A 21,717-nucleotide genomic window follows, 5' to 3' on the forward strand; every position below is an offset into this window, starting at 1 on the left:
TTCATTATGGAGAAGAAACTTATTTTACAGTTCAACCATTTTCCCATCGACAATGGTATATAATCTCTTACAAATATCGGATACCACCTGATTATGAGTCACGAGTACAATGGTAACACCTTCTGTTACATTTAGAGATTGAAGGATATCCAAGATGTTGGACTCGGCGGACTCGTCTAGAGCACCTGTAGGCTCATCTGCCAGGATGATTTTGGGTTTTCTGATAAGTGCTCTTGCAATAGCCACTCTTTGAGCTTCACCCCCGGAAATCTCATTGGGATATTTATGGACTAAATCAGAAATGTGCAACTGGTTGGTAATAGCTTCAACGCGATGTTTCAATTCCTTTTTGGGGGTGTTCTTACTTAGTAAAGGCAGGGCAATGTTATAAAAGATATTTTTTTCTTTAATCAGTCCATAATCTTGAACAATAAAGCCAATTTCATCTCGCCGTAACTTTGTTTTTCTCTTTTCATCTTTGGGTTTGATTAGTTGATTATCAAAGAAATATTCCCCTTCATCAGCTGTATCCATACAACCTAGAATGTTCAATAGCGTTGATTTTCCAGACCCGCTTCTGCCTATGATCCCTACCAATTCTCCATCCTCTACACGAAAGGAGACATTAGAAAGTATCATTCTTGTACCATAAGATTTATTGACGTTTTTTAAGGCAATTACACTCATTGGTTTCCACCCCGTATTGTTTTTGACAATTGTAGATGATTAATTGTTATCCATGAAGGAATAAAGGATATAACCGAAAGTATGATACTGAATAACAGCAAAGTTGGAATACTTATACTTTTAATCATTACATATGACAACAAAAAGGCCATAAGCAGGGAAAAGGTATTTACGAGAAATATCTCCAGAAGAATGGATAAATTAATGACCAATCTACTCACCCCGTTGGCAATCATGACCCCATACGTAAATTGACGCAGGCTGATTTTAGCGGCAATACTGGTAGATAAGCTGAACAGAGTCGTAACACCAATGACAAAGGCAAATATAATAAATACCTGTTGTAGTTGCTCTCCCTCAAGGCCCCACATCGTCAAATAAAAATTGGATACACCCTCTACGACATAAGGTTCCATGTCAAGTTGCAAACTTTTTTTCGTGAAAAGCTCCTGAATTGAATTTGCTGAGAGGGAAGAATGTATATACCCGCTGGTTTTATCCCAAAGTAGTCTCAACATAAACGTTCCATCATGAGCATAAATATCGTCTGCTTCAAAAGAAGGGAGCATAACGACCCGATCCAGGTATTTCAACGAATATCCATCATTGTAAAAACTGTGTTTCTCCAGAATGCCAATGACCTTGCATTTCAAATCTATCCCCATATAACCCACATCTAAAATTTGCCCAAGCTGAAGGTAATCCTTGTATTCGTAACCTGCAACAATAGGGATGATCGTGTTGTCTATATCGTAATCCCCTGCACGGAAAATACTGCCCTGATGAGTACGGATAGAAAAGTGGTCCATAAACGCTTGATTTATCTGAATACTTTCATAGGCGTCTGGAGTCTCTTGTCCAGCCTCATACCCATACTGGAATTTTGCAGGTAAGTCTTGAACATCTAAAAAAAGATGTTGTTTGCTTGCAACAATATACTTAAAAAGGGGATTGTTTTTTTCCCACTCGTACAGGTCATTTAAGGTTTGCAAATGATCAGATTGAGCGAGGAAGTCCCGTTCCTGTTCATCAAAATAATGATCATTGACTTTATACAGAGTGGATGCAGCATTTTGGACACTGGTTGAAAGTTCTTGTGTATTGGAATTCAAGCTCAATATCAAAATAATTAAAACGTATGATACGGTGCACTGTAATGCGATCCATATCGTTCTTCGCCTGCGTTCTTTTAATGATTCAATCAGCAAATTGAGTATCATAGATCACCTTTAGGCCAGCTTTCTATAGGAAATAAAAATCACAGATAATGAAAATGAACAAAACAGGATGATCATGCCTAGCAATGTATGTAGAACACTTACATGGATACTCTGTAAGTAACCACCTATAAACCAAGAAGAGCAAATTGCCAAAACTAAGGCTGTAGATAATAAAGGGGCGAAATCTTTCCAATTATCCATTATGATTTTCCGTTTAGAATATCCATTGTTCCACTTAATTCTCATTTCATTATTTTTCTTTTCGATCCAAAATAGTAGTACAGATAGACTATTAACTAGCAGTATAAAGATAAAAATAATGGAAGTGATCAATTGCCTGTTTCCTCGATCAACGAGATGCAGAATATTTACATTTTCTCTTTCAAACAGAGTGACTTGTCCAAACATGTTCTCATTTCCGATAAAATTAAGACTATCTTGTACGCTTGAACTACTAACAATATATTCGACACTTGACGTGATATTATCCGCGTTTAAATTAAGTAAAATGGTGCGATCCATCCGAGTTGGAAGGTTGTAACCTATGGTTCCGATAACTTCATAATTCAAATTGTTAAATTCAATCATCTTTTTGTTATGAACAGTCTTGCGAATAGGCACATCTTTACCAATGACCGCTAGATGCGCATTAGATGTAAAGTCGGTCTCCTCGAAGAATCTTCCACTTGTTATATTAGGTGAAGCGTAACTTCCTTTGTATACGACGCCACGTATATCCTCACCTCGTCCAAAAAATTTACTGAACAGTACACTGTTATGAGGAAGACTGTCATATAAAGATGTAAAATCAAAATTAGCCTGTGATGTTCTGAAAAATAGAGAATCCTCATCATAAAAATTATTACTAAGTTTCTGAATATGATTTACATTTTGATGATAAAACATCGTAAATAAACAAGAGAAACAGAATAGGCTCATAACAACTACCAAAAATATATCGAAAGCTCTAATTCTTGCTGTTAGACGAATAATATTCATGGGTATCCTCCAAGACAGGTCAAAAGGTGAATTAATATTATTATTTTTATAGCAAATATAGTAATGTATCGAGTGCAAAATTCAAATCAAACGAGAATTAATTAAATGCCGTAATATGTTTTAGCGACACCAGAGTTTGTTGTGCTATAGTATTCCCAATCGGAACGGGCATAAGATCTTCCTTTTTTGGAACTCCACACTCTACCAGAGTCTCCGTAAGATCCTCCACCCTGAAACCACGCACGCTCAAAGCGTGCTCTTGAGTAACTGTCTAATTTCACTGAGCCTTGTTTAGCTTGAGTATTTCCCCAAACTTGTCTGCTGCCTCGATCCCAATCTATTCCCGATTTGTGATCATAGGTGATAGATGAAGCTTGAATCACCTGGTCAGTAGCGAAAGTAACATTACCAGGGATCGTGATCTCTTCTTTCGTTGAAATAACCAGATTGGGATCGTTGGGTTGATTGGAATTTCCATCTGCATATGCAGGAATACTGCTTAATAATAGACATGAGCACATTGCAACTGCCATAATTTTTTTCTTCAAAATGAACCATCCCTTCTCTTAATTCACCTCGTTAACCTGTTATAACATTATACACCTATTCCATATAATAGAAAATAGTACAATCATTTGTTTTTGAAATAGACACAAATATACCTGATTTAATAGTAGTAACTCAAATGATTTTTTCACGTATATAACAGGTATGACTAGTGATAGATATAATAGATAGGAGGATCATATATGGATTCACGCGAGACGTTGGACAAGGAACTTGAACAGATTTTGAAATGGGAGAAACAACAGAAAGACTTGTTTATTTGGGATAAAATAGGGCGTTTGCCCTTTGCGATGTTGGATAAAGTGATGCCTAAAGCGCTGAAACAGAAGATCGGAGATTCCCTGAACGACGTGGGTCAGTATGTGCAGAATGGGGGCAAGTTCCTCGTACAGAAGAAAAAAGTAGCCAAGCTGTTGCAAGAGGAAGCCGGGAGGTCCGGTTATTCCATGATGGATACGACCTATCGTCTGGAGCAGGAATCTGAAGCGGAGGGGACAGCAAAGATTCATAGTGTAGAGAATCTGCCACTTCAGGTGCTGGACCAGGTGGCTGATAACATTACCGAGAGTCGAACGAAGTTTGCCGCGGCTCAGGGAGCAGCTACAGGGTTTGGTGGCATTGTAACCATTGCTGCAGATATTCCGATGGTGATGGGGCTTTCCTTGAAGGTACTGCAAGAGATGGCTCTGTGTTATGGTTATGATCCAGATGAACCGCTGGAGCGTATCTTCATTGTCAAATGTCTGCAATTCTCTTCCGCTGATATTGTAGGCAAGAAAGCGATCATTGAAGAACTGGCCGCTTATGATGATCCCGACAAACCCATTGAAGTAGTATCGCAGATGCAGGGATGGCGGGAAGTGTTTAACTCCTACAGTGAATCTTTTGGCTGGAAGAAGCTGTTCCAACTTGTGCCGATTGCAGGCATGGTGTTTGGTTCGGTGAGCAACAAAAATACAATTCGAGATGTCGCCGAAGCAGGCAAAATGTTGTACAAAAAACGGCTGATCCTTCAGCGTTTGAAGTAATATTACAGAAGAAGTCATATGATAGAAGAATATTTATATTGAAAGAGATGAATTTGATATGTTAAACAAACAGGGTTTCTATGATCTTTTAGATCGCAATAATATTGTTTACAAAAGTATTGAACATCCCGCAGTATACACGATGGAGGAAATATTCTCTTATCAGATTCCACATACAGAACGTATCGCTAAAAATCTGTTTCTGCGTGATGACAAGAAGCGCAACTATTATCTGGTGACGATTGCTGGGACGAAGTCCGTTGATTTGAGAAGTTTAAGCGAAAAGATACCTAGCCGCAAATTAAGTTTTGCCAGTGAAAAGGATTTGTTGGAGTTCCTCGGATTGGAAAAAGGGCACGTCAACCCTATGGGGGTTCTCAATAATATTCAGAAAAACGTGACCGTAGTTTTTGACAAGGATTTAGTTGGTCAGAAAATTGGAATTCATCCCATGGAAAATACGGCAACGGTATTTCTTGAATTTGAAGATGTGAAGGAACTGATTACAGCTCAAGGTAGCAGCGTTGTCATGTGTGACGTGGAATAAACGGTTGAAGCTAAATACGAGAAAAACATATATAACAAAAGGGTTCCTGCCAGTCTGTGAATACAGAGTTGGCAAGAACCCTTTTGTTATGGTTCAAACATTTTATTTAGACTGCAAATGTAGGTGACTAAAGTGAAATCTAACGAACTCAGCAGACGTTATTCGGCGATATTTCACTAATCACGATTTCTAAAGAATCTCAGACACGTTATTTCTGCATCTCACACGCACATTCCAAGGTTTTCGGCCTTTTTCTCGGGAATAGCGTTGCTCAGATTCTTTAGATTGGGAAACCGGCAGTATTCGTTCAAATAAGTGCTGTCATGTTCGTTAGCGCAAGATAACGTCTTATAAGGGCGATGCTGCCACGTAAGGATTGGATCTAATATAGAATAAAAAGTGGACACCTGTTGATGAATTTTTTACTCTTCACTACCGTTTTCTTTCGCCCAGATATTCAGTAATTTATCGGATGGAAGCAGGAATGTGAAAATCCCGAGCAGTGGTAGGAAGCTGCACATCTGCATTACCGGTGATACGCCGAAGACGTCAATCCAGTTCCCCAGCACGAGTGCGCCCAGGCCTCCCATACCAAATGCCAGACCAGTAATTAGACCGGAAACCGTTCCGATTTTGCCTGGAATCAGCATTTGCGCGTATACAACAGTAACCGAGAAGCTGGATAACATGATAAAACCAATAATGGTTAGCAGTACGCCTGTCCAGAACAGATTCGCATAGGGCAACAACAGAGCCAGAGGAGCAGCTCCGGCCATGGACAGGAAGATCAGGTTACGTTTGCCGAATCGATCCGCCAAGGGGCCTCCGAAGAACGTACCCAGTGCTCCGGCAGCCAGGAACAAGAAGATATAGATCTGCGCGTCCTCTGTGGACAATCCAAAAGTATCTTTCAGATTAAATGCATAGAAGCTGCCAATGGAAGCGATATACCAGGAACGAACAAAGACGAGCAAGATCAATAGCGTGATGGCGGCAGTAATCTTTTTGCGCAAAGCAGGATTGGGTGCACGACGGGCAGCAGCCTGTCTACGCAGATATCCTCCCGATTGCAGCATACGTCCATACCAACGGGCTATGTAGATTTGAACTGCAATCCCCATGGCAGCAATGCCTGTAAATCCAATGGCACCGAACAGTCCAAACGGGATAAAGATCCAGCGTGTAAGCAATGGGGCAAGGGACTGCCCGGCGTTACCACCAACTTGGAAGATGGACTGTGCCAGTCCACGGCGTTGACCAGCAGCCATATGGGATACCCGTGAACCTTCCGGATGGAAAGCGGCGGAACCTAGACCGACAAAGATAACGGAAATCAGGACAGCCATATAACTGTCGGCGAAAGCCAACAGCAACATGCCGGTAAATGTAAAACCCATGCCTATGGGCAGGATAGATGGTGTCGGTTTTTTATCAGCAAACCAGCCTACCACAGGCTGCATAATGGAAGCGGTAAAGTTGATAGCAAAAGAAATCCATCCGATCTGAGTATACGTGAGATGCATAGAGTCTTTCAGAATCGGAAAAATGGCGGGAATGACCGACTGGATCGAATCATTGAAGAGATGAACCAGACTTATTGCGATGAGTATCCGGTAAACGGTGCTTTGGGCATCCGATCCGGGTGGGGCTTTCGAACGCGCTGTGGCGTCCTTGGTTAATGAGGTTTGTGTAGACATGTACAATTCTCCTTTGGTCGCGGTCACGAGGGATCAGCGCCTGATGTTGTAATATATGCGTGTAAGCATATTGTTACATAATAGGATAGATTGATTGGACCGACAAGGGGAACAAGGGAAAACGTTGATGAATTCAACTCTATTTCTGAGGTGTTTATTAATAGCATTACATTTACAAAATAAACGTATTACTTTAGCATCTACTGTAAGAAGACCCATATTTATGTGTGAAAAGACCAGAGGAGGGATGGATGTGAAAAAGATATCACCTTATGCTTCTACCAAACGTGAGTTGGTGATGACCATTATATATATGGCTGTAATAACGTTTCAGGCTGTCTATGTTGCACCGAAATCTCTATCCGCTGCCATCGTCATATTTATCATTTTTCAATCGATTGGTGTGCTGATGTTGAGACATTACATTAAAAAAATCAAAGCACTAAAGGAAGATCAGTCTACTTGAATGCGCTGCGATCCAATTGCGTTGAGACACTTAGTCTCATACAGGTGTATACTAACCAAAGAAAAAGCCGGATCTCTTCAGGTTTTGAAGAGTTCGGCTTTTCTGTGTCCTATAATTTATTTTAGTTATAGCAGAGTTTATTTACCCGCCAGTTTAACGATTATCAATCGTCTCCGGGTACATATCATGGTTCATCATGCGGTGGTCGGCCATCTGCTCGTATTTCGTTCCAGGCTTACCATAGTTCGTATACGGGTCAATGGAGATGCCGCCGCGCGGTGTGAATTTGCCCCATACTTCGATGTAGCGGGGGTCCATCAGCTTGATCAGGTCGTTCATGATGATGTTCACGCAGTCCTCGTGGAAATCACCATGGTTACGGAAGCTGAACAGGTACAGCTTGAGAGATTTACTCTCGACCATTTTCACATCCGGAATGTAGCTGATATAAATCGTTGCAAAATCCGGCTGACCCGTAATCGGGCACAGGCTAGTGAACTCCGGGCAGTTGAATTTCACAAAATAATCGCGGTACGGATGTTTGTTATCAAAGCTCTCCAGGATGCCCGGATCATATTCAAACGTATATTTTACATTCTGGTTGCCCAGCAACGTCACATCTTGCATCTCATCAGGTTGTCTCATCGGTTCGTAAACGCTCCTTGTTTCCGCCAAAGCCCGAAGCCTCGCGGTATATATGAATAGGCAATTTTGCCTGATTAATTCTCTTTATTATCTGAGTGAATTTCATCCTCATCTGTACATCATGCCGCCCATTTCACCCATACTGCCCATTAAACGCCGCGTTTGTTGCCCCATACCAACGTATGTAGCTGCGGAAGAACACGAACATCATTCAGGTCATCGGAGGCACTAACTTGGTCGATCAGCCACTCATAACGAGCAAGCAGTGAGGACGCCAGATCTGGCGTATCGGCGGAAGTCACATCCGGGTTCCCGGTTTGTAAAAATAAATCCGTGCCCGGATACCGCGCATGCACACGGCGAGCATAGTCCAGGTCTGTCTCATCGAAGATCACGATCTTCAGACTGTGACTTCGTTCTACCGGGCCAGCGGCCAGCCGTTCGATCAGATCATCCAGCACGGCCCAATCGGTGTCCATGCCGGAGCTGGGTGGCTTAGGCGAGACGGTGACTTCGTCAATGTCCGTCAGCCAAGGCTGCCAGCGGGAGCCTTGTGTCTCCACCGCGGTGCGGATGCTGTTCTCCCGCAGCAGGACAACCAACCCGCCCAGCGAAGCGAGCAGGGCGGGATTACCGCCGGAGATGGTAACATGGGAGAAACGGGTGCCGCCAACGCGGCGCAATTCTTCCCATACATCCTCTGGCGTAATCATTCGAATCAGGTCCTTGCCACTGCCGTCCCAGGTAAAGGCCGAGTCGCACCAGGAGCAGCGATAATCGCAGCCCGCGGTGCGAACAAACATCGTTTTTTGCCCGATGACCATGCCTTCGCCTTGAACAGTCGGACCAAAAATCTCCATCACGGGAATACGAGCCTCTTTGCGAGATCCCGTCTCATTCACCTGGTGTGTCACACTACTCATGGATCATCCACTCCCGTCTCGCTTCCGCGTAACTGGTGGGTGTCTCGAAGAGTCGGACAAACTCCGTCCGCCCACCATCGGTCAGCCCAGCATAGGGCTCCGTCTGGAGCGCATGTTCCATCTGTTCAAACAGCCAAACGACCATATTTTCAGCCGTTGTATTCATTAAAGGAAGTGTTTCGTTGAGGTACTGATGATCCAGATATCCCTCAATCTGAGTTTTCCATATATCTTTGATATGTCCAAAATCAACCGTCAGCCCGGTTTCACCCGGATAACCGCTGATGCCAAAAATAACTTTATACGTATGACCGTGCAGGTTCTTGCACTTGCCTTCATAACAATGCAGGTGATGTGCTGCGTCAAAGGTGAATTCTTTGCTTACAAGCACACGTTTGCGGTGATAGCGCAGCTGGGTGGGGAGAATATCTTCTCCGATGCGTTGCAGATGCTCTACAATACGGAATGTTCCCGGCTCTCTCATCGTATATCCACTCCCGCCGATTCAGCAGCAGTACGTTGCTGTACATAACGATCCAGTCCGGCTTTGCGCAGCTTGCAAGCGGGGCATTCTCCGCATCCATCGCCGATCACGCCGTTATAACAGGTCAAGGTACGCTCGCGGACATAATCAAAAGCACCGAGATCATCGGCCATCTTCCACGTTTGGGCTTTGTCCAGCCACATGAGCGGGGTATGAATGACAAATGGATAGTCCATCGACAGGTTAAGTGTCACATTCATCGATTTCACAAATGAATCCCGGCAATCCGGGTATCCGCTGAAATCCGTCTCGCATACACCTGTAACCAGGTGACGTGCTCCTTTTTGCTTGGCCATAATGGCTGCAAAACTGAGGAACAGCAGATTCCGTCCATCTACAAATGTACTCGGCAGTTCACCTTCTTCATGCGTAATCTCCACATCCGTGCGAGTGAGCGCATTGGGGGCAAGCTGATTTAACAGGCTCATATCGAGTACCGTTTGCTGTACGCCCAGATCACGTGCGATCTCTGTTGCACATTCAATCTCTAACTTGTGGCGCTGACCATAATCAAACGTAACGACCTCTACTTCGGCAAACTGTTGTTTGGCCCAGAACAGACACGTGGTACTATCCTGACCGCCGCTGAATACAACGACTGCTTTTTCTTCGTTCAACATAAAAAAACCTCTCTATCTTCTTGAGATCAAACCATGCACATAGGCATAGAGTGTCGGAAGAACAGAGAAGTTCATGAACTGGCATCCATCAAAAAACACACCTTCTCGATAACCGCTTCAAAAAAGCAGGCAAGAGTAAGTGTCCTTAGTTTTTTACGTACATGATTGCATGGTGACCGCAACGTGTACGCAAGACTTATACTGACCATCACATGGTCAAGTCTTATAGAGGGAGTTCGCGAACCTCTCCCATGCCACAGGCATGGATTTTCTTCTTTAATTGTCTGAACCATTATAACATGAAACGGTGTGGTGACCACCCCACTGGAGCATAGTGGCAGCTAATTGGTCGGCTCCATCAACTAACAGCTTATTTGATCAATACATTGCCGAAAGGGATCACTTCTTTCAGAATTCGTTTGAACAGTCCCTCATCGTTAAGATCCTGTTCCAAGCGGTGATTCTCACGTCCAGCCTGAAAGAGTACAGATCCATGTCCTGTCATCTTCCAATGATAATTCATATGCTGACTGGCAAGGTTGTTACCATATACGGTGAGTTCCAGATGTGCATTTTCAGGATAGGCAATAATACTGCCAGCATCCACATAGAGTGGCGCTGTTGGATGAAGTTCCTGTTGGCAGACCTGACCTTGAGTGAGCAATCCGATTTTGCCTTTGCCGGAAAATTTCATTTTCACTGCATCACGGGTGATCAGCATGTTTTTGATTTTCTGGATTTTGGTATGCATGGTTACACCATCCGAGTAGAAGAACAGGTGGCGGAAGTCGTAGAGCAGATCACTGTCCTCCGTGAGCTCCACTTCCTTCATCGTGAATCCGGGAGGCAGGGCAGCCACAAATTGGCAGGGTCCGGTGATTTCGGATTTAATCAGCTTTTTTTTGCGATATATGCCCGTGATATTCATGAATTTGTCATTGCGACTCCCACTTGGACCGCGGAAGGCCACAATTTGCTGCGGATGCAAAATATGAAGGCGGTCATCTTTAATCAGTGAAAATGTGACGACTTGTCCTGCTCCGCTTGCTTCAGCATTGTTCAGGTGTATGTTCATGCAGTTGCTCCTGTTCTTTTATACTCGGCCGGAACGGCGACGCATTCCCCAGCGCATCACACGAATCAGAACAAAGTAACCCAATATGAGCGAAACGACAGTGATGATCGTCGTCTGAATTCGTTTGGTGGTAGCTGCTTTGGCATTCTGGTCGTCCTGTAATTTACTTACCATTTCAGTGAGTTTCTGGTTCTGAGCCAGCAGTTGTTCGTTCTGGGTCTTAAATGCTTCGACATTGGCCTGGGCTTGTCCCAACTGAGCAGACGTTTGATTTAATTGCTCCATCGTTTGCTTATAACTTTCCTGCAGAGCGTTCACTTCTCCGGGCAATTCGGAGACTCGCTCCCATCCACTGTATATATCCGTAAAAATATTGGCACTGGCAGCACTTACTGTCGAAACGATCGAAACGGTAAATAGAATGCATGTGGTGAATAACACCCGAATGAAATAACCCTGAATGGATTTTGGCATCGTTAACACCTCTTTCTTCGGTTAGATAGATCAAGCGCCGAATTCGTCGTCTATTGTTGAAATACGGCTCTTACATTATACGTCAAAACCGGGACGATGGGTTCAAGATGATATCGTGTTATTACCCGAAATATTTAAAATGATTTAGGAACAAGGCTGTTTAACTTACAAATCTGCCGGGTAATAGAACGATAGGCAAGCACACCGGACCGTTTAACAGATCTTTTACTTCAGTTCCGGGTGCATGCTATTCACAAATGCGCAATTTAATGAACGATACCAATATATCCGATTGAATATAAGATCGTGAACATGAAGGAGTAGAAACATATGTATACAGCAGATCAGAACACATCAACCAAAACAATCATGATCACTGTTAATGGAGAGCCAGTAGGGCGTAAGCTGGTCATTGACAGTGTCACCTATGCACCGGTAAACGAAGTAGATGGTGTACAATATTTACACAAAATGGGAAACGATCATCCTACTGTTTAATTTGGGACTTGTCATAGATAAGTGATTGATAAGCTTGGCCTAGTGCCAGGTTTTTTCGTCGTTTATTGTCGTATTGAGACGGATTTAGGGATATAAAACTAATATATTGGAAAAATTTAATGAGAACATGTGTTCCGTGACAATATAGTGTCCATTCACCCTGATAACTTAGAAGATAATACATATAAATCGGGGGAGAGACTACCAGTGAACTCAGTCTTTGAAGTATCTTATTCGTGGAATAAAGAGGCCATACCGACAGGGGGAGCCGACCCCGTATATATGATGGTAGAGTGGCGTAACGGTGCCCCTGCCAAAAGACTTAGGAAAATAGCACCCAAAATTGTATCAAGAGATTTGGAACTTTTGCTCAAACCGGAATATGGAGTACAGCTAAAAGGCATCTATGGATGTCGTTCCAAGGAAACGGATATTGGCTGGTTATTGAGGCTTGGGGATATGTACAAGGGAGAAAGTAAACAAATTTTGCTTGAATTCGTCATGGGACCCCGTGTATCAGGAAAAGCTGCCGTATGTTCAGCCTACTGGAGCACAAGGAAGTTGAAGCAAAGTCAACGTGTGTTGTTACGAAGAGAACAGTTGTATATTCAGTACACCAGTCATCTGGGCATGTTGCGACAGCCGGAAGATCCCAAGGTGGAGAAGACGATCAAATTAAGTGAAACCGTGCCCCTGATCAAACAAGCCCTGCGCGCCTACGAAAGAGGCCGGGTTCAGGAGGGAAGTAATATGTTGCGTCGCCATGCTGATGCGTTGTTAATTGAAGCTGCGCGGAAGCAAGATTTGGACTATTACGCGGAAGCCGAGATCGTTGAAAAACTACGTTATCACTATGAGATAACGTTTACAACGGGATATCATGATCGTGAAAAAAAGATATTAGGAGAATAGGGTTGATTTCAGATGGTGACGGTATAGAGAGAGTCTACATATTTGAAGGTGAAGTTTAGGAGAAGGTCGAATGTATGTATCAATATCATATTAAACAATGGATGGAGTTGTATCAAATTTATTGAAACAACATCGTGGAGGGTCCGGCAAAATGACAGACCGACTAATCCGATTAATGCGCATTATCACACTGGTGCAGGCCAAGCCGGGTATACTGGCACGTGAGCTCGCCCAGCGATGCGAGACGACGGAAAGGACGATATACCGCGACATGGAGGCCCTCAGTGCAATGCATATCCCGATCGCCAATATGGGACACGGACAAGGGTACATGTTTATCAGCCAATTTGCCATGTATCCGCTAAATTGGTCTGATGAAGAAGCCCAAGCTTTCATGCATCTTGCTGAAGTTATGGAGAATATTCGTCCTTTGCTGAAACCTGCTTTTGAGAGCGCTTATGAGAAAGTGGTTGCTGCGAGTCAGAAAAACAAAACAGAACGAGTGGAATGGTCGGAGCAAATTAGTGGATTGTTCAAAGCGGGATTGCCAGCATGGCAAAATGAAAACAACGATTCGCAGAATCAATCCATGATTACCCTGCTTCAGGCTGGCATTTCACAGAACACCATTGAAGGGGAGTATCTGTCTCAAGGTAAAAAAGGGATCGTACGTATAGATCCTTACTGTCTTATCCCTCGTGAATACAGATTTGAGCTGTTAGGGTATTGTCACCTGTCGGAGAAACTTCGAATATTTCAGGTGAGCCGGCTGCAAAGGATACGGATATTGCCACGCACGTTTCGCAAAGAGGATTATCTGATGCAATCGCACTTCCGCATTCCTTGGGCATACGAGGGAAGTGCGGAGTGGACTGCGTTCAAAATTCGATTTGCACCCCATGCTGTGGAGCGTGTGATGCAGGAGCAATTTTTTATGCGACCCATCCTAACCATTGAACCGGAAGGTAGCCTGTTATTTGAAGCCATATTAAGTGATGTTGACGAATTTCTTGTATGGATATCTAAATATGGACCTGATGCGGAAATTCTCGAACCTGAGATTTGCCGCATCAAGATGAAAGAACGCCTAAACTATTGGCAACAAATGTACAATAAAAGTTGAGATTAGAATGCCACCTATCCTAAGGCAAAACACGATTAAGTACTGTGCTGTGGACGGTTACTCTTTGGTTTTGAAAAGGCTTGCCAGATTGCCAAAAGGGGATTCTTTCTCTTCATCTTCTGTGGAGCTGGAATAGACAACCTTGGATGTAATGCCCTCATCATCGGCTGCACAGTTGTTTTCGAGAGTGAATCGGTCAAATTGATGCATAAACACCTTGGCTGTATTAATGGCATCATCCAAAGCACGGTGCTGGGTACCATCAAATTCAATTCCGCAGATTTCAAGAGCCTGAGCGAGACCGAGTTGACGGAATTTGCCTTCTTTGCGAACGGTACGGGACCATTGCTGCTGAAGATCGTTATGATTGGTGATCCAGGCCACATCAAGTTGATGGGTGCGACAATGAGAGATCAGTTTGCTGCGGTCATCGGGTCCCCAGGAACACATGTAATAGGGGGCACTTCCCATCCAGGCGATGAATTGATTCAGTGCTGCCGGAAAAAGGGGGGCTGCATCAATATCTTTCTGTGTGATACCTGTAAATTGAATTGTGTCAGTGGACAGAACAGACTTATTGGAAGGACGAACATACGTATGGAACGTATCCGTTACAACCAATCCATCCGCATTTTCCGTAACTTTGACGGCACCGATATCAATAATTTCAGAAGAATAGCGAGTATTGCGGCTTACCGTGAATTCAAGATCATATATGATATATGGCATAGGACAAGCTCCTTTATCGATTAATACCTGTGATAGATTTCTATTTCTCTATATTACAGGGAACGTGCTGCCATGTCAGCCATCGCCAGAGAATTCATTGTAGTCAGGATGAAGGAACAGTCTGAGTGTTTAATGATCTTTCTGATGCATTTCCGTTTTTGGTAAGTCTTTACTTCGCAAAAAGTGGTCGTTATAATGAGGAAAGTTAGGGACTTCCCTATATTTTGTTTGTATGTATGGCAACATAAAAGTAGAATTTTCCGTCTTATTATCAAAACTTCCTAACACCGTTTGAAGTGTTGGGGAGTTTTTTATTGTTTATAGCATACTCGTGTAGGAAAGGAGAAAAAGTTAGTCGGTTGTTGCTATAACATAGGAAAACTAATTCACGAGTTAGTATTATTGAATTTCAAGTACATATGGAGGTTTGTTTCTTTGATTAGTAGAAAATTGAAAATAACAGCAATTATAGCCAGTGTGTTTATTGTTTTAATGAGCGCTGCATATGGTGCATTCTATATCTGGAACAAGAATTATAAATTTAATAATAATTATGTATGGCAGCCTTTGGAGGACGTGCAATCTACACTAAACCTGAAAGATTCCTATAACGTTATTGTAGCCGGAACGGATCCGGAAGGTATTACTGCTGCCTTATCAGCTGCTCGTAATGGGATGCGTGTATTGCTGGTGGAAGCAAGAGATCGCAACATGTTGGGAGGATTGTTGACCGAGGGAGGTCTTAATACGCTGGATCTAAATTATTCCCCTGAACAACCGCAGTTATTGAGTAGTTTGCGGCAGCCTGACTTTTTGAACAAAGGTATCTTCCAGGAATGGTTCGACCAGATCGAGGGTAGTTCATTTGATACCAATACAGCGGCTAACATTTTCTATCGGATGGTTCGTTCTGAACCTAATATTGACCTGTTGATGAATGTTAAGGAATTAGTCCCCCTTACTGAACAATCTACGGGAGATCACACGACAATAACGGGTATGAGCATAACTAAAGAAGATGGAACAACTGTTCAGATTTCAACCCGCTCCATCATTGATGCAACGCAAGATGCGGATATTGCAGCCGCTGCAGGAGTTCCATACTCCATAGGTAGACAAGATATTGGAGATGGTAAATCCAAAATGGTCTCTACGCTTGTATTCAAGTTAAGCGGTGTTACTGATGTGGTATGGCAAAAGTTTAGGGAAAGAGAGGGAACCGGGGTTGATAAGATGAGTGCTTGGGGGTACGGTGATGCTAGAAAATATGAATCCTCCAATCCACAACATATTAAGATTCGAAGTCTGAATATCGGAAGACAAAATGATGATACAATCTTGATTAATACGATGCAAATCTTTGGGGTAGATCCGTTAGATCCGATATCTGTGAAAAAAGGTCTGGAAATCGGGCGTAAAGAAGCCCCACTAATTGTTGATTTTCTGAAGAAAAATTATGATGAATTTGCAGGGCTACAATATGCTGGAACAGCGAACGAACTTTACGTGAGGGAATCACGTCATATCTATGGCGAGTACCGATTAACATTAGCTGATGTCATGGAAAATCGTGATCATTGGGATGCTATTGGATACGGCTCATACGATATTGATATTCAGAGCACGAGTGTTGGAAATCCCGGCACGATTATGTTGAGTCCGATTCAATATGGTGTACCTTTTCGCTCGCTTGTACCGCTAAAGGTTGATGGTTTGCTCGTCGTTGGACGTGCAGCAAGTTTTGATACAATCCCACACGGTAGTGCAAGAGTTGTCCCACTGGGAATGGCAGAGGGAGAAGCAGCAGGAGCGGCGGTCAAGCTGGCATATATCCATAAGGAGTCCTTCCGCGAACTCTCAACTTCCGAAGAGCGAGCATCTGAACTACGTAAGATGCTGGAGAATCAGGGGATGGATCTGAAAGTACATCGTTTCGAGCAGCCTGATTATATGGAGCATAAGGATTACAAGGGATTGCTGGCTGCAGCGAGTATGTATATGACTTCAGGCGATTATAATAACGATGGTTGGGAACTGGATAAAGGAATGAATCCAGAACGATTTTTAAGTAAATTGAAAAGAATGCAAGCGATGTTTCCAGAAGCCTACACAGGCAGTGCCGACAAAGCTCTAGCAAATATGGAGAATGCCGTAACCCTACCTTTAACGTTGGATCAGGCTGCGTATATGTTATGTCTGGCAATGGGAACTTCAGAAACGGAAACTTCACTTGAACAGGCACTTGCTCAATTACAAACGCAAAACTTTATAAGTGCTGACACGCTTGCTGGCATTGCTGACAAGAACAATCTTACCAATGGGGATGCGTTTATGCTCATTCGTGATGTAGTGGAGTATTATTCTGGAGTTGTATTCGACTAATTGGTTGACAATTACTTGTAAATGAACTAATGTGGTCAAAAATGATAACAGCGTTATAACGAGGACATGATTGTGCAATCCAGCTTCAACAGAGAGGGAACAGTGTGGTGCAAGGTTCCTGTAGCTGCTTCATAAATTCCTACCTCGCGAGCTGCGGAAGAGAATGCCCCTACAGGGTTGCAACCTCCGCCGGCAGGGCCCGTTATGCCCCGTAGGACTGCATGTTACAGATCGCAAAGGTTGCGAACGGATTAATTTGCAGTTAAATAAGGGTGGTACCACGACACATTCGTCCCTTGACGGATGTGTCTTTTTGCTGTTTATGCGCCGTATTTTGATAACAAAAAGGAAGATTAGGAGTGTGTTATGATGCGTCAAAGTGAAATGCTTGTCCCAACATTACGTGAAGCGCCAGCGGAGGCAGATGCAGCGGGACATCGCTGGTTACTGCGTTCCGGTATGATTCGCCAACTGGCAGCAGGGATATACAGTTACCTGCCCCTCGGACGGCGTATATTGTTAAATGTTGAACGGATCGTTCGTGAAGAGATGGATCGTGCTGGATGTCAGGAAGTGTTGCTGCCGATTATGCAGCCTGCGGAGTTGTGGGAAGAATCCGGAAGATACACACAGTATGGTCCCGAATTGATGCGTCTGAAGGATCGTCATGCACGGGAATTTGCTCTTGGACCAACACATGAGGAAGTCGTAACCGCTTTAGCGCGGGACGAGGTGAGTTCGTATCGTAAGCTGCCATTCACCCTGTACCAGATCGGAACCAAGTTCCGGGATGAACGTCGTCCTCGATTTGGATTGCTGCGTGGACGTGAGTTCATCATGAAGGATGCGTACTCTTTTGCTTCGGACTGGGAAGAGCTGGATCGGACTTATCAGGCTATGAACACGGCGTATAGTCGCATTCTGGAGCGTTGTGGTCTGGACTATATCCGTGTTGAGGCTGACGCAGGAACGATTGGCGGTCAAGGAGAAACACATGAGTTCATGGCTCTTGCTGATGTGGGTGAGGACACAATTGTAACCTGCAAACATTGTGGATATGCTGCAAATCTGGAGAAAGCGGATTATCAGACTTCTGGAGATATGGAGAAAAAAGAAGGAAGCTTGGAAGTTCCAGCTGATTCTGCGAGTGCAGACTCCACGCTTCAAACGGATCAACATTCAGGAGCGGAGAACGTAGTACGCATCTCCACACCTGACGTTCGTACGATCGCAGAGTTAACCACTTTTGTGGGCAAAGGTGCTGAACATATGATCAAAACGTTGCTTTATGTGGCGGATGGTCAGCTCGTCGCTGCGCTTGTACGTGGAGATCATGAATTGAATGACATCGCATTAAAGCAGGTGTTGGGGGCAGAGGAACTGATCCTTGCAGACGATGCAGCCATTGCGGCACATCCAAATCTGAAGGTAGGATTCCTGGGTCCGATTGGACTAAATCTGCCGATGGTGGTGGACGCTGACGTGGCAGTGATGAAGAGTGCAATTACAGGAGCTAATGAAGTGGATGTGCATGTTTCCGGTGTACGCCCAGGGGTTGATTTTGCATTGGAGCGAGTAAAACGAATCCGCTTTGCTGCGGAAGGGGATGCTTGTCCAACATGTGGATCGCCACTTGTGTTTACCAAAGGCATAGAGGTTGGACACATTTTCAAATTGGGAACGAAATATAGTGATGCCATGGGCGCTTCATTCCTGGATCGTAATGGTCGCCAGTGTGCGCCCGTCATGGGATGCTACGGCATTGGCGTATCCCGCCTGATGGCCGCTATAGCTGAACAATATGCAGGAGATGAAGGCATACGATGGCCTGCCGCTGTTGCGCCTTATGATGTGCATCTAATTACAGTAAGTTGGAAGGATGAGCAGCAGCGTCAGCTCACCTTCGAACTGGAACAACAATTGATCGATGGCGGTTACTCTGTACTGGTTGATGACCGGGATGAACGTCCGGGTGTGAAATTCAAGGATGCAGAGCTGATCGGATTGCCTGTGCAGATCGTCATTGGCCGAGGAGCAGCCGAAGGACAGGTCGAACTGGGATCACACGCACTTGCAGCATCAGGTGAATCGAAACGAATCGGTTTGACTGCACAGGAAGCTGTGCTTTATGTGAAGGAACAGCTCACTTCCTAAATTCAGGGGATTTTCTAATTATATGAGTTCATATAATAGTACCGAATATGATGCGTTAGCTGATTTTGATTGCTGAAATTCCAATGAGAGCATGAAAAAGAGGGCTATAGGCATGTAATTTGGCAGGATTTTATGAGTGATATCATACGAAATAACTATATTTGGACATATGTATTTAGTATACACATGATTTTATAATTAAGGATCTGAAGATGATCATACTCAGGCGGATTTATGTGCAAGTATGCAATTTTGAGAAGATAGAGATGTCGAAATAAAAGTACAATAACCGCATGAACACGGTCATTCCGGAGAGTTTTTATATAGTTCGGTGTGGAAGGCACATGATGAAGTTGGTCCGTAAAGGCCTGGCTGGGATTTATTTTTGCCTCAGATGATTGTCAGGATCAGCAGGATATGTCCACAGGAAATGTTCAAGTATCTGATGTGGATTGATGTTTAAGAACAGAGATACAAAAGGGTGTCCCCTTAACCAGTAATCTGGCTTTGGGTACACCCTTTTAGTTATGACAAGATAGATCGGTATGCTGATGCACTATAAGCGGTCATGCCTATATGCACTTTGCTTTGCTGAGCTTAAGAAGCTGCAGGCAATTTCAATTGTTGACCTGGATAAATCCAGTGTGGATTTTTGATATTGTTCAGCTTTTGCAATGCCTGCCAAGTTGTGCCGTATTGTTTGGAGATAGAGTACAGGGAGTCTCCGGATTTCACAACATGCAGTTTGGCTGGAGCAGGTTTACTTGGTGTTGGTTTAGACGGTTTTTCCGGTTTTGGTGTTTCTGGTTTTGGCTTAGTTGGAGCTGGTGTTTCTGTTGCCGGAGTTTCCGGCTCTACTGCAGGTTTTACCGCTTCACTGATCCGACCATCTGTTTTGATGTCTACAGCGCCAAGCTTCTGCATGTAATTGATCAATGCTTCGTCCAGCGCGCCATACATACCCGTAGTTGGATATTTGGCAAACATGGTGTATTCGTCACCACCAACAGCTGTGAAATCATTCGTTGCCAGTGTATACGTTGCTTCCGGATCAAGGGCTTTATCGCCAACGGTTACGGAATGTACACGGCTACCTTCTGCAGCGGAAGTGTCGATTTTGAACTTGATACCAGATACTTGCGGGAATCCACCGCTTGGTTCCGGGTAGGAAGCTACACCGACTTCAAGGGCTGCCAGAATATCGGACCCTTTTACTTCAAGGGTTACCACTTGATTACCAAAAGGAAGCACTGTGATGATATCACCTTTGGTTACGATCCCTTTTTCGATGGAAGCACGGATACCACCACCGTTAGTCAGTGCAATATCGGCTTTGCTGACATCACGAATGGCATCTGCAAGCAGGTCACCCAGGTTAGTTTCACCTGCACGTACCTGTTCACGTTTACCATCCAGCAGAATAGCTGTATTTGCTACTTCTTCTTTCAAAATAGGTTCTTGTTCTTTTTGAATGGAGTTCACGAGAGTCGCGACTTTCTCATTTGGTTTGATGTCTTTTGCTTCCGTTTCATCAATTAATGTTGCTTGTTTCTTTGTTACTTTACCACCGTCTACCCACAGATCGATGACACCTACGTAGTTAGTGTATTCTCCTGCACTTGCAATCAATGTTCCGTTATCGGATACAAGTCCATCTTGCAGTACAGTGTGGCTGTGACCATCGATGAATACATCGATGCCAGGAACTTCTTTAACAACTTTAAAGCTAGTATCCGTGCTGGACGCGTCTTGTCCAAGATGTCCCAGAACAACAACAACATCTACTTTGCTGCGGATTTCGTTCACCAGAACTTTGGCTTCTGCAGATGGATCTGTAATATCAAGACCTTCTACGTTTTTCGGATTTGTTTTGTACAAAGTTTCTGGTGTAGTCAAAGCGATGATACCAATTTTCACGCCATCCACCTCTTTAATGAGGTAAGGATCGAAGAGACGTGTTCCATCTTTTTTCTTCACGTTGGCACTCAGCATGGGGAAGTTCATCATGTCTGCCAGTTCGATCAGGCGATCTGAACCGTAGTTGAATTCGTGGTTACCCGGTACGATGGCTTGGTATCCCATTTCATTCATGACTTTCACGATGCTCTCACCATTCACGAGAGTGGCAAATGTTGTACCATGCACAGCATCTCCAGCATCGAGCAAGAGTGTGTTCGGGTTTTCGCTACGATATTTGTCAGCGATTCCAGCTACTTTGGCAAAACCCATAGCAGGTGAAGATTCAACTGCACGGGCATGCGTATCATTCGTATGTAGAATGGTAATGTGTTTACCTGTGCCCGGAGTGGTATCCGTTGCAGCTGCGGCAATACCTACACTGCCAAACAGCAAACAGACCGTTAGCAGAAGTGAAACGTAATTCTTCCAGATTTTCATATGAATCCGAAACCTCCCCAATTAATAATC

General features: G+C 43.9%; 21 protein-coding genes. 8 read left to right on the top strand and 13 right to left on the bottom strand.

Translation table 11 applies throughout. The features are described 5' to 3' along the window. Nucleotides 1–24: 24 nt before the first annotated feature. The 4 genes from V6668_RS06180 to V6668_RS06195 form a co-directional block, all read right to left on the bottom strand. Nucleotides 25–687, bottom strand: a complete 663-nt coding sequence (locus tag V6668_RS06180) for an ABC transporter ATP-binding protein (protein ID WP_338707957.1) — start codon at nt 685–687, stop codon at nt 25–27. Continuing rightward, nucleotides 684–1,799, bottom strand: a complete 1,116-nt coding sequence (locus V6668_RS06185; RefSeq protein WP_338707958.1) for a hypothetical protein — start codon at nt 1,797–1,799, stop codon at nt 684–686. The genes V6668_RS06180 and V6668_RS06185 overlap by 4 nt, the downstream gene beginning before the upstream one ends. Before the next feature lie 117 nt (nt 1,800–1,916). Next, nucleotides 1,917–2,906, bottom strand: coding sequence for an ABC transporter permease (locus V6668_RS06190; protein ID WP_338707959.1), 990 nt, complete (start codon nt 2,904–2,906; stop codon nt 1,917–1,919). 101 nt (nt 2,907–3,007) lie between these two features. Continuing rightward, entirely contained in the window at nt 3,008–3,454 is a 447-nt protein-coding gene (locus tag V6668_RS06195; RefSeq protein WP_338707960.1) for a hypothetical protein, read from the bottom strand. 201 nt (nt 3,455–3,655) lie between these two features. Here V6668_RS06195 and V6668_RS06200 point away from each other — a divergent pair, with 201 nt between their 5' ends. Next, entirely contained in the window at nt 3,656–4,501 is an 846-nt protein-coding gene (locus V6668_RS06200; RefSeq protein ID WP_083669829.1) for an EcsC family protein, read from the top strand. A gap of 58 nt (nt 4,502–4,559) precedes the next feature. Further along, nucleotides 4,560–5,048: a prolyl-tRNA synthetase associated domain-containing protein gene (locus V6668_RS06205; protein WP_076319041.1), complete on the top strand. Its 489-nt coding sequence runs from the start codon at nt 4,560–4,562 to the stop codon at nt 5,046–5,048. A 422-nt stretch (nt 5,049–5,470) separates the two neighbouring features. Here V6668_RS06205 and V6668_RS06210 read toward each other — a convergent pair whose 3' ends face one another. After that, on the bottom strand, nt 5,471–6,745 hold the full coding sequence (locus V6668_RS06210; protein ID WP_047841924.1) for an MFS transporter: 1,275 nt from the start codon (nt 6,743–6,745) through the stop codon (nt 5,471–5,473). A gap of 253 nt (nt 6,746–6,998) precedes the next feature. Here V6668_RS06210 and V6668_RS06215 point away from each other — a divergent pair, with 253 nt between their 5' ends. After that, on the top strand, nt 6,999–7,211 hold the full coding sequence (locus tag V6668_RS06215) for a hypothetical protein (RefSeq protein ID WP_100530027.1): 213 nt from the start codon (nt 6,999–7,001) through the stop codon (nt 7,209–7,211). 153 nt (nt 7,212–7,364) lie between these two features. Here the strand turns inward: V6668_RS06215 and queF are convergent, their stop codons facing one another. The 6 genes from queF to V6668_RS06245 form a co-directional block, all read right to left on the bottom strand. Then, nucleotides 7,365–7,856 (bottom strand): preQ(1) synthase, encoded by a 492-nt coding sequence (gene queF, locus V6668_RS06220; RefSeq protein ID WP_076319044.1) that lies wholly within the window; start codon nt 7,854–7,856, stop codon nt 7,365–7,367. Nucleotides 7,857–8,005: 149 nt separating this feature from the next. Then, entirely contained in the window at nt 8,006–8,779 is a 774-nt protein-coding gene (gene queE / locus V6668_RS06225) for a 7-carboxy-7-deazaguanine synthase QueE (protein ID WP_100530026.1), read from the bottom strand. Continuing rightward, a complete protein-coding gene (gene queD / locus V6668_RS06230; RefSeq protein ID WP_100530025.1) occupies nt 8,772–9,263 on the bottom strand; it encodes a 6-carboxytetrahydropterin synthase QueD in 492 nt (163 codons plus the stop codon). Before queD ends, queE begins: the two co-directional genes overlap by 8 nt. Beyond that, nucleotides 9,260–9,940, bottom strand: coding sequence for a 7-cyano-7-deazaguanine synthase QueC (gene queC / locus V6668_RS06235; RefSeq protein WP_100530039.1), 681 nt, complete (start codon nt 9,938–9,940; stop codon nt 9,260–9,262). Before queC ends, queD begins: the two co-directional genes overlap by 4 nt. Nucleotides 9,941–10,313: 373 nt before the next feature. Then, on the bottom strand, nt 10,314–11,018 hold the full coding sequence (locus V6668_RS06240; protein ID WP_036611462.1) for an AIM24 family protein: 705 nt from the start codon (nt 11,016–11,018) through the stop codon (nt 10,314–10,316). Nucleotides 11,019–11,036: 18 nt separating this feature from the next. Next, nucleotides 11,037–11,492, bottom strand: coding sequence for a hypothetical protein (locus V6668_RS06245; RefSeq protein ID WP_100530024.1), 456 nt, complete (start codon nt 11,490–11,492; stop codon nt 11,037–11,039). A 330-nt stretch (nt 11,493–11,822) separates the two neighbouring features. Between V6668_RS06245 and V6668_RS06250 the strand changes: the two genes are divergently transcribed. From V6668_RS06250 to V6668_RS06260, 3 genes are all read left to right on the top strand, one after another. Continuing rightward, nucleotides 11,823–11,990 (top strand): hypothetical protein, encoded by a 168-nt coding sequence (locus V6668_RS06250; protein ID WP_165790126.1) that lies wholly within the window; start codon nt 11,823–11,825, stop codon nt 11,988–11,990. Between the two features lie 207 nt (nt 11,991–12,197). Beyond that, a complete protein-coding gene (locus V6668_RS06255; protein ID WP_017690195.1) occupies nt 12,198–12,902 on the top strand; it encodes a hypothetical protein in 705 nt (234 codons plus the stop codon). A gap of 151 nt (nt 12,903–13,053) precedes the next feature. Further along, nucleotides 13,054–14,025, top strand: a complete 972-nt coding sequence (locus V6668_RS06260; RefSeq protein ID WP_338707961.1) for a helix-turn-helix transcriptional regulator — start codon at nt 13,054–13,056, stop codon at nt 14,023–14,025. Between the two features lie 57 nt (nt 14,026–14,082). Here the strand turns inward: V6668_RS06260 and V6668_RS06265 are convergent, their stop codons facing one another. After that, entirely contained in the window at nt 14,083–14,754 is a 672-nt protein-coding gene (locus tag V6668_RS06265) for a 3'-5' exonuclease (protein ID WP_338707962.1), read from the bottom strand. A 435-nt stretch (nt 14,755–15,189) separates the two neighbouring features. Between V6668_RS06265 and V6668_RS06270 the strand changes: the two genes are divergently transcribed. Together V6668_RS06270 and V6668_RS06275 are read left to right on the top strand one after the other, a co-directional pair. Then, entirely contained in the window at nt 15,190–17,136 is a 1,947-nt protein-coding gene (locus tag V6668_RS06270) for an FAD-dependent oxidoreductase (protein WP_338707963.1), read from the top strand. A 369-nt stretch (nt 17,137–17,505) separates the two neighbouring features. Then, nucleotides 17,506–19,290: a proline--tRNA ligase gene (locus V6668_RS06275; protein ID WP_338708905.1), complete on the top strand. Its 1,785-nt coding sequence runs from the start codon at nt 17,506–17,508 to the stop codon at nt 19,288–19,290. Nucleotides 19,291–19,887: 597 nt separating this feature from the next. Here the strand turns inward: V6668_RS06275 and V6668_RS06280 are convergent. Continuing rightward, the gene (locus V6668_RS06280; protein WP_036611451.1) at nt 19,888–21,687 is read right to left on the bottom strand and encodes a 5'-nucleotidase C-terminal domain-containing protein; all 1,800 of its coding nucleotides are present in this window, start codon (nt 21,685–21,687) and stop codon (nt 19,888–19,890) included. Between the last annotated feature and the right edge of the window lie 30 nt (nt 21,688–21,717).

It is taken from the genome of Paenibacillus amylolyticus, assembly GCF_036894225.1.
Classification (GTDB): Bacteria; Bacillota; Bacilli; order Paenibacillales; family Paenibacillaceae; genus Paenibacillus; species Paenibacillus amylolyticus.

Excerpts from the sequence above, each read along its gene's own strand:
- V6668_RS06180 (WP_338707957.1), bottom strand. The coding sequence starts at position 687 with ATGAGTGTAATTGCCTTAAAAAACGTCAATAAATCTTATGGTACAAGA.
- V6668_RS06190 (WP_338707959.1), bottom strand. The coding sequence starts at position 2,906 with ATGAATATTATTCGTCTAACAGCAAGAATTAGAGCTTTCGATATATTT.
- V6668_RS06200 (WP_083669829.1), top strand. The coding sequence starts at position 3,656 with ATGGATTCACGCGAGACGTTGGACAAGGAACTTGAACAGATTTTGAAA.
- V6668_RS06205 (WP_076319041.1), top strand. The coding sequence starts at position 4,560 with ATGTTAAACAAACAGGGTTTCTATGATCTTTTAGATCGCAATAATATT.
- V6668_RS06210 (WP_047841924.1), bottom strand. The coding sequence starts at position 6,745 with ATGTCTACACAAACCTCATTAACCAAGGACGCCACAGCGCGTTCGAAA.
- queF (WP_076319044.1), bottom strand. The coding sequence starts at position 7,856 with ATGAGACAACCTGATGAGATGCAAGATGTGACGTTGCTGGGCAACCAG.
- queE (WP_100530026.1), bottom strand. The coding sequence starts at position 8,779 with ATGAGTAGTGTGACACACCAGGTGAATGAGACGGGATCTCGCAAAGAG.
- queD (WP_100530025.1), bottom strand. The coding sequence starts at position 9,263 with ATGAGAGAGCCGGGAACATTCCGTATTGTAGAGCATCTGCAACGCATC.
- V6668_RS06240 (WP_036611462.1), bottom strand. The coding sequence starts at position 11,018 with ATGAACATACACCTGAACAATGCTGAAGCAAGCGGAGCAGGACAAGTC.
- V6668_RS06245 (WP_100530024.1), bottom strand. The coding sequence starts at position 11,492 with ATGCCAAAATCCATTCAGGGTTATTTCATTCGGGTGTTATTCACCACA.
- V6668_RS06250 (WP_165790126.1), top strand. The coding sequence starts at position 11,823 with ATGTATACAGCAGATCAGAACACATCAACCAAAACAATCATGATCACT.
- V6668_RS06260 (WP_338707961.1), top strand. The coding sequence starts at position 13,054 with ATGACAGACCGACTAATCCGATTAATGCGCATTATCACACTGGTGCAG.
- V6668_RS06265 (WP_338707962.1), bottom strand. The coding sequence starts at position 14,754 with ATGCCATATATCATATATGATCTTGAATTCACGGTAAGCCGCAATACT.
- V6668_RS06275 (WP_338708905.1), top strand. The coding sequence starts at position 17,506 with ATGCGTCAAAGTGAAATGCTTGTCCCAACATTACGTGAAGCGCCAGCG.
- V6668_RS06280 (WP_036611451.1), bottom strand. The coding sequence starts at position 21,687 with ATGAAAATCTGGAAGAATTACGTTTCACTTCTGCTAACGGTCTGTTTG.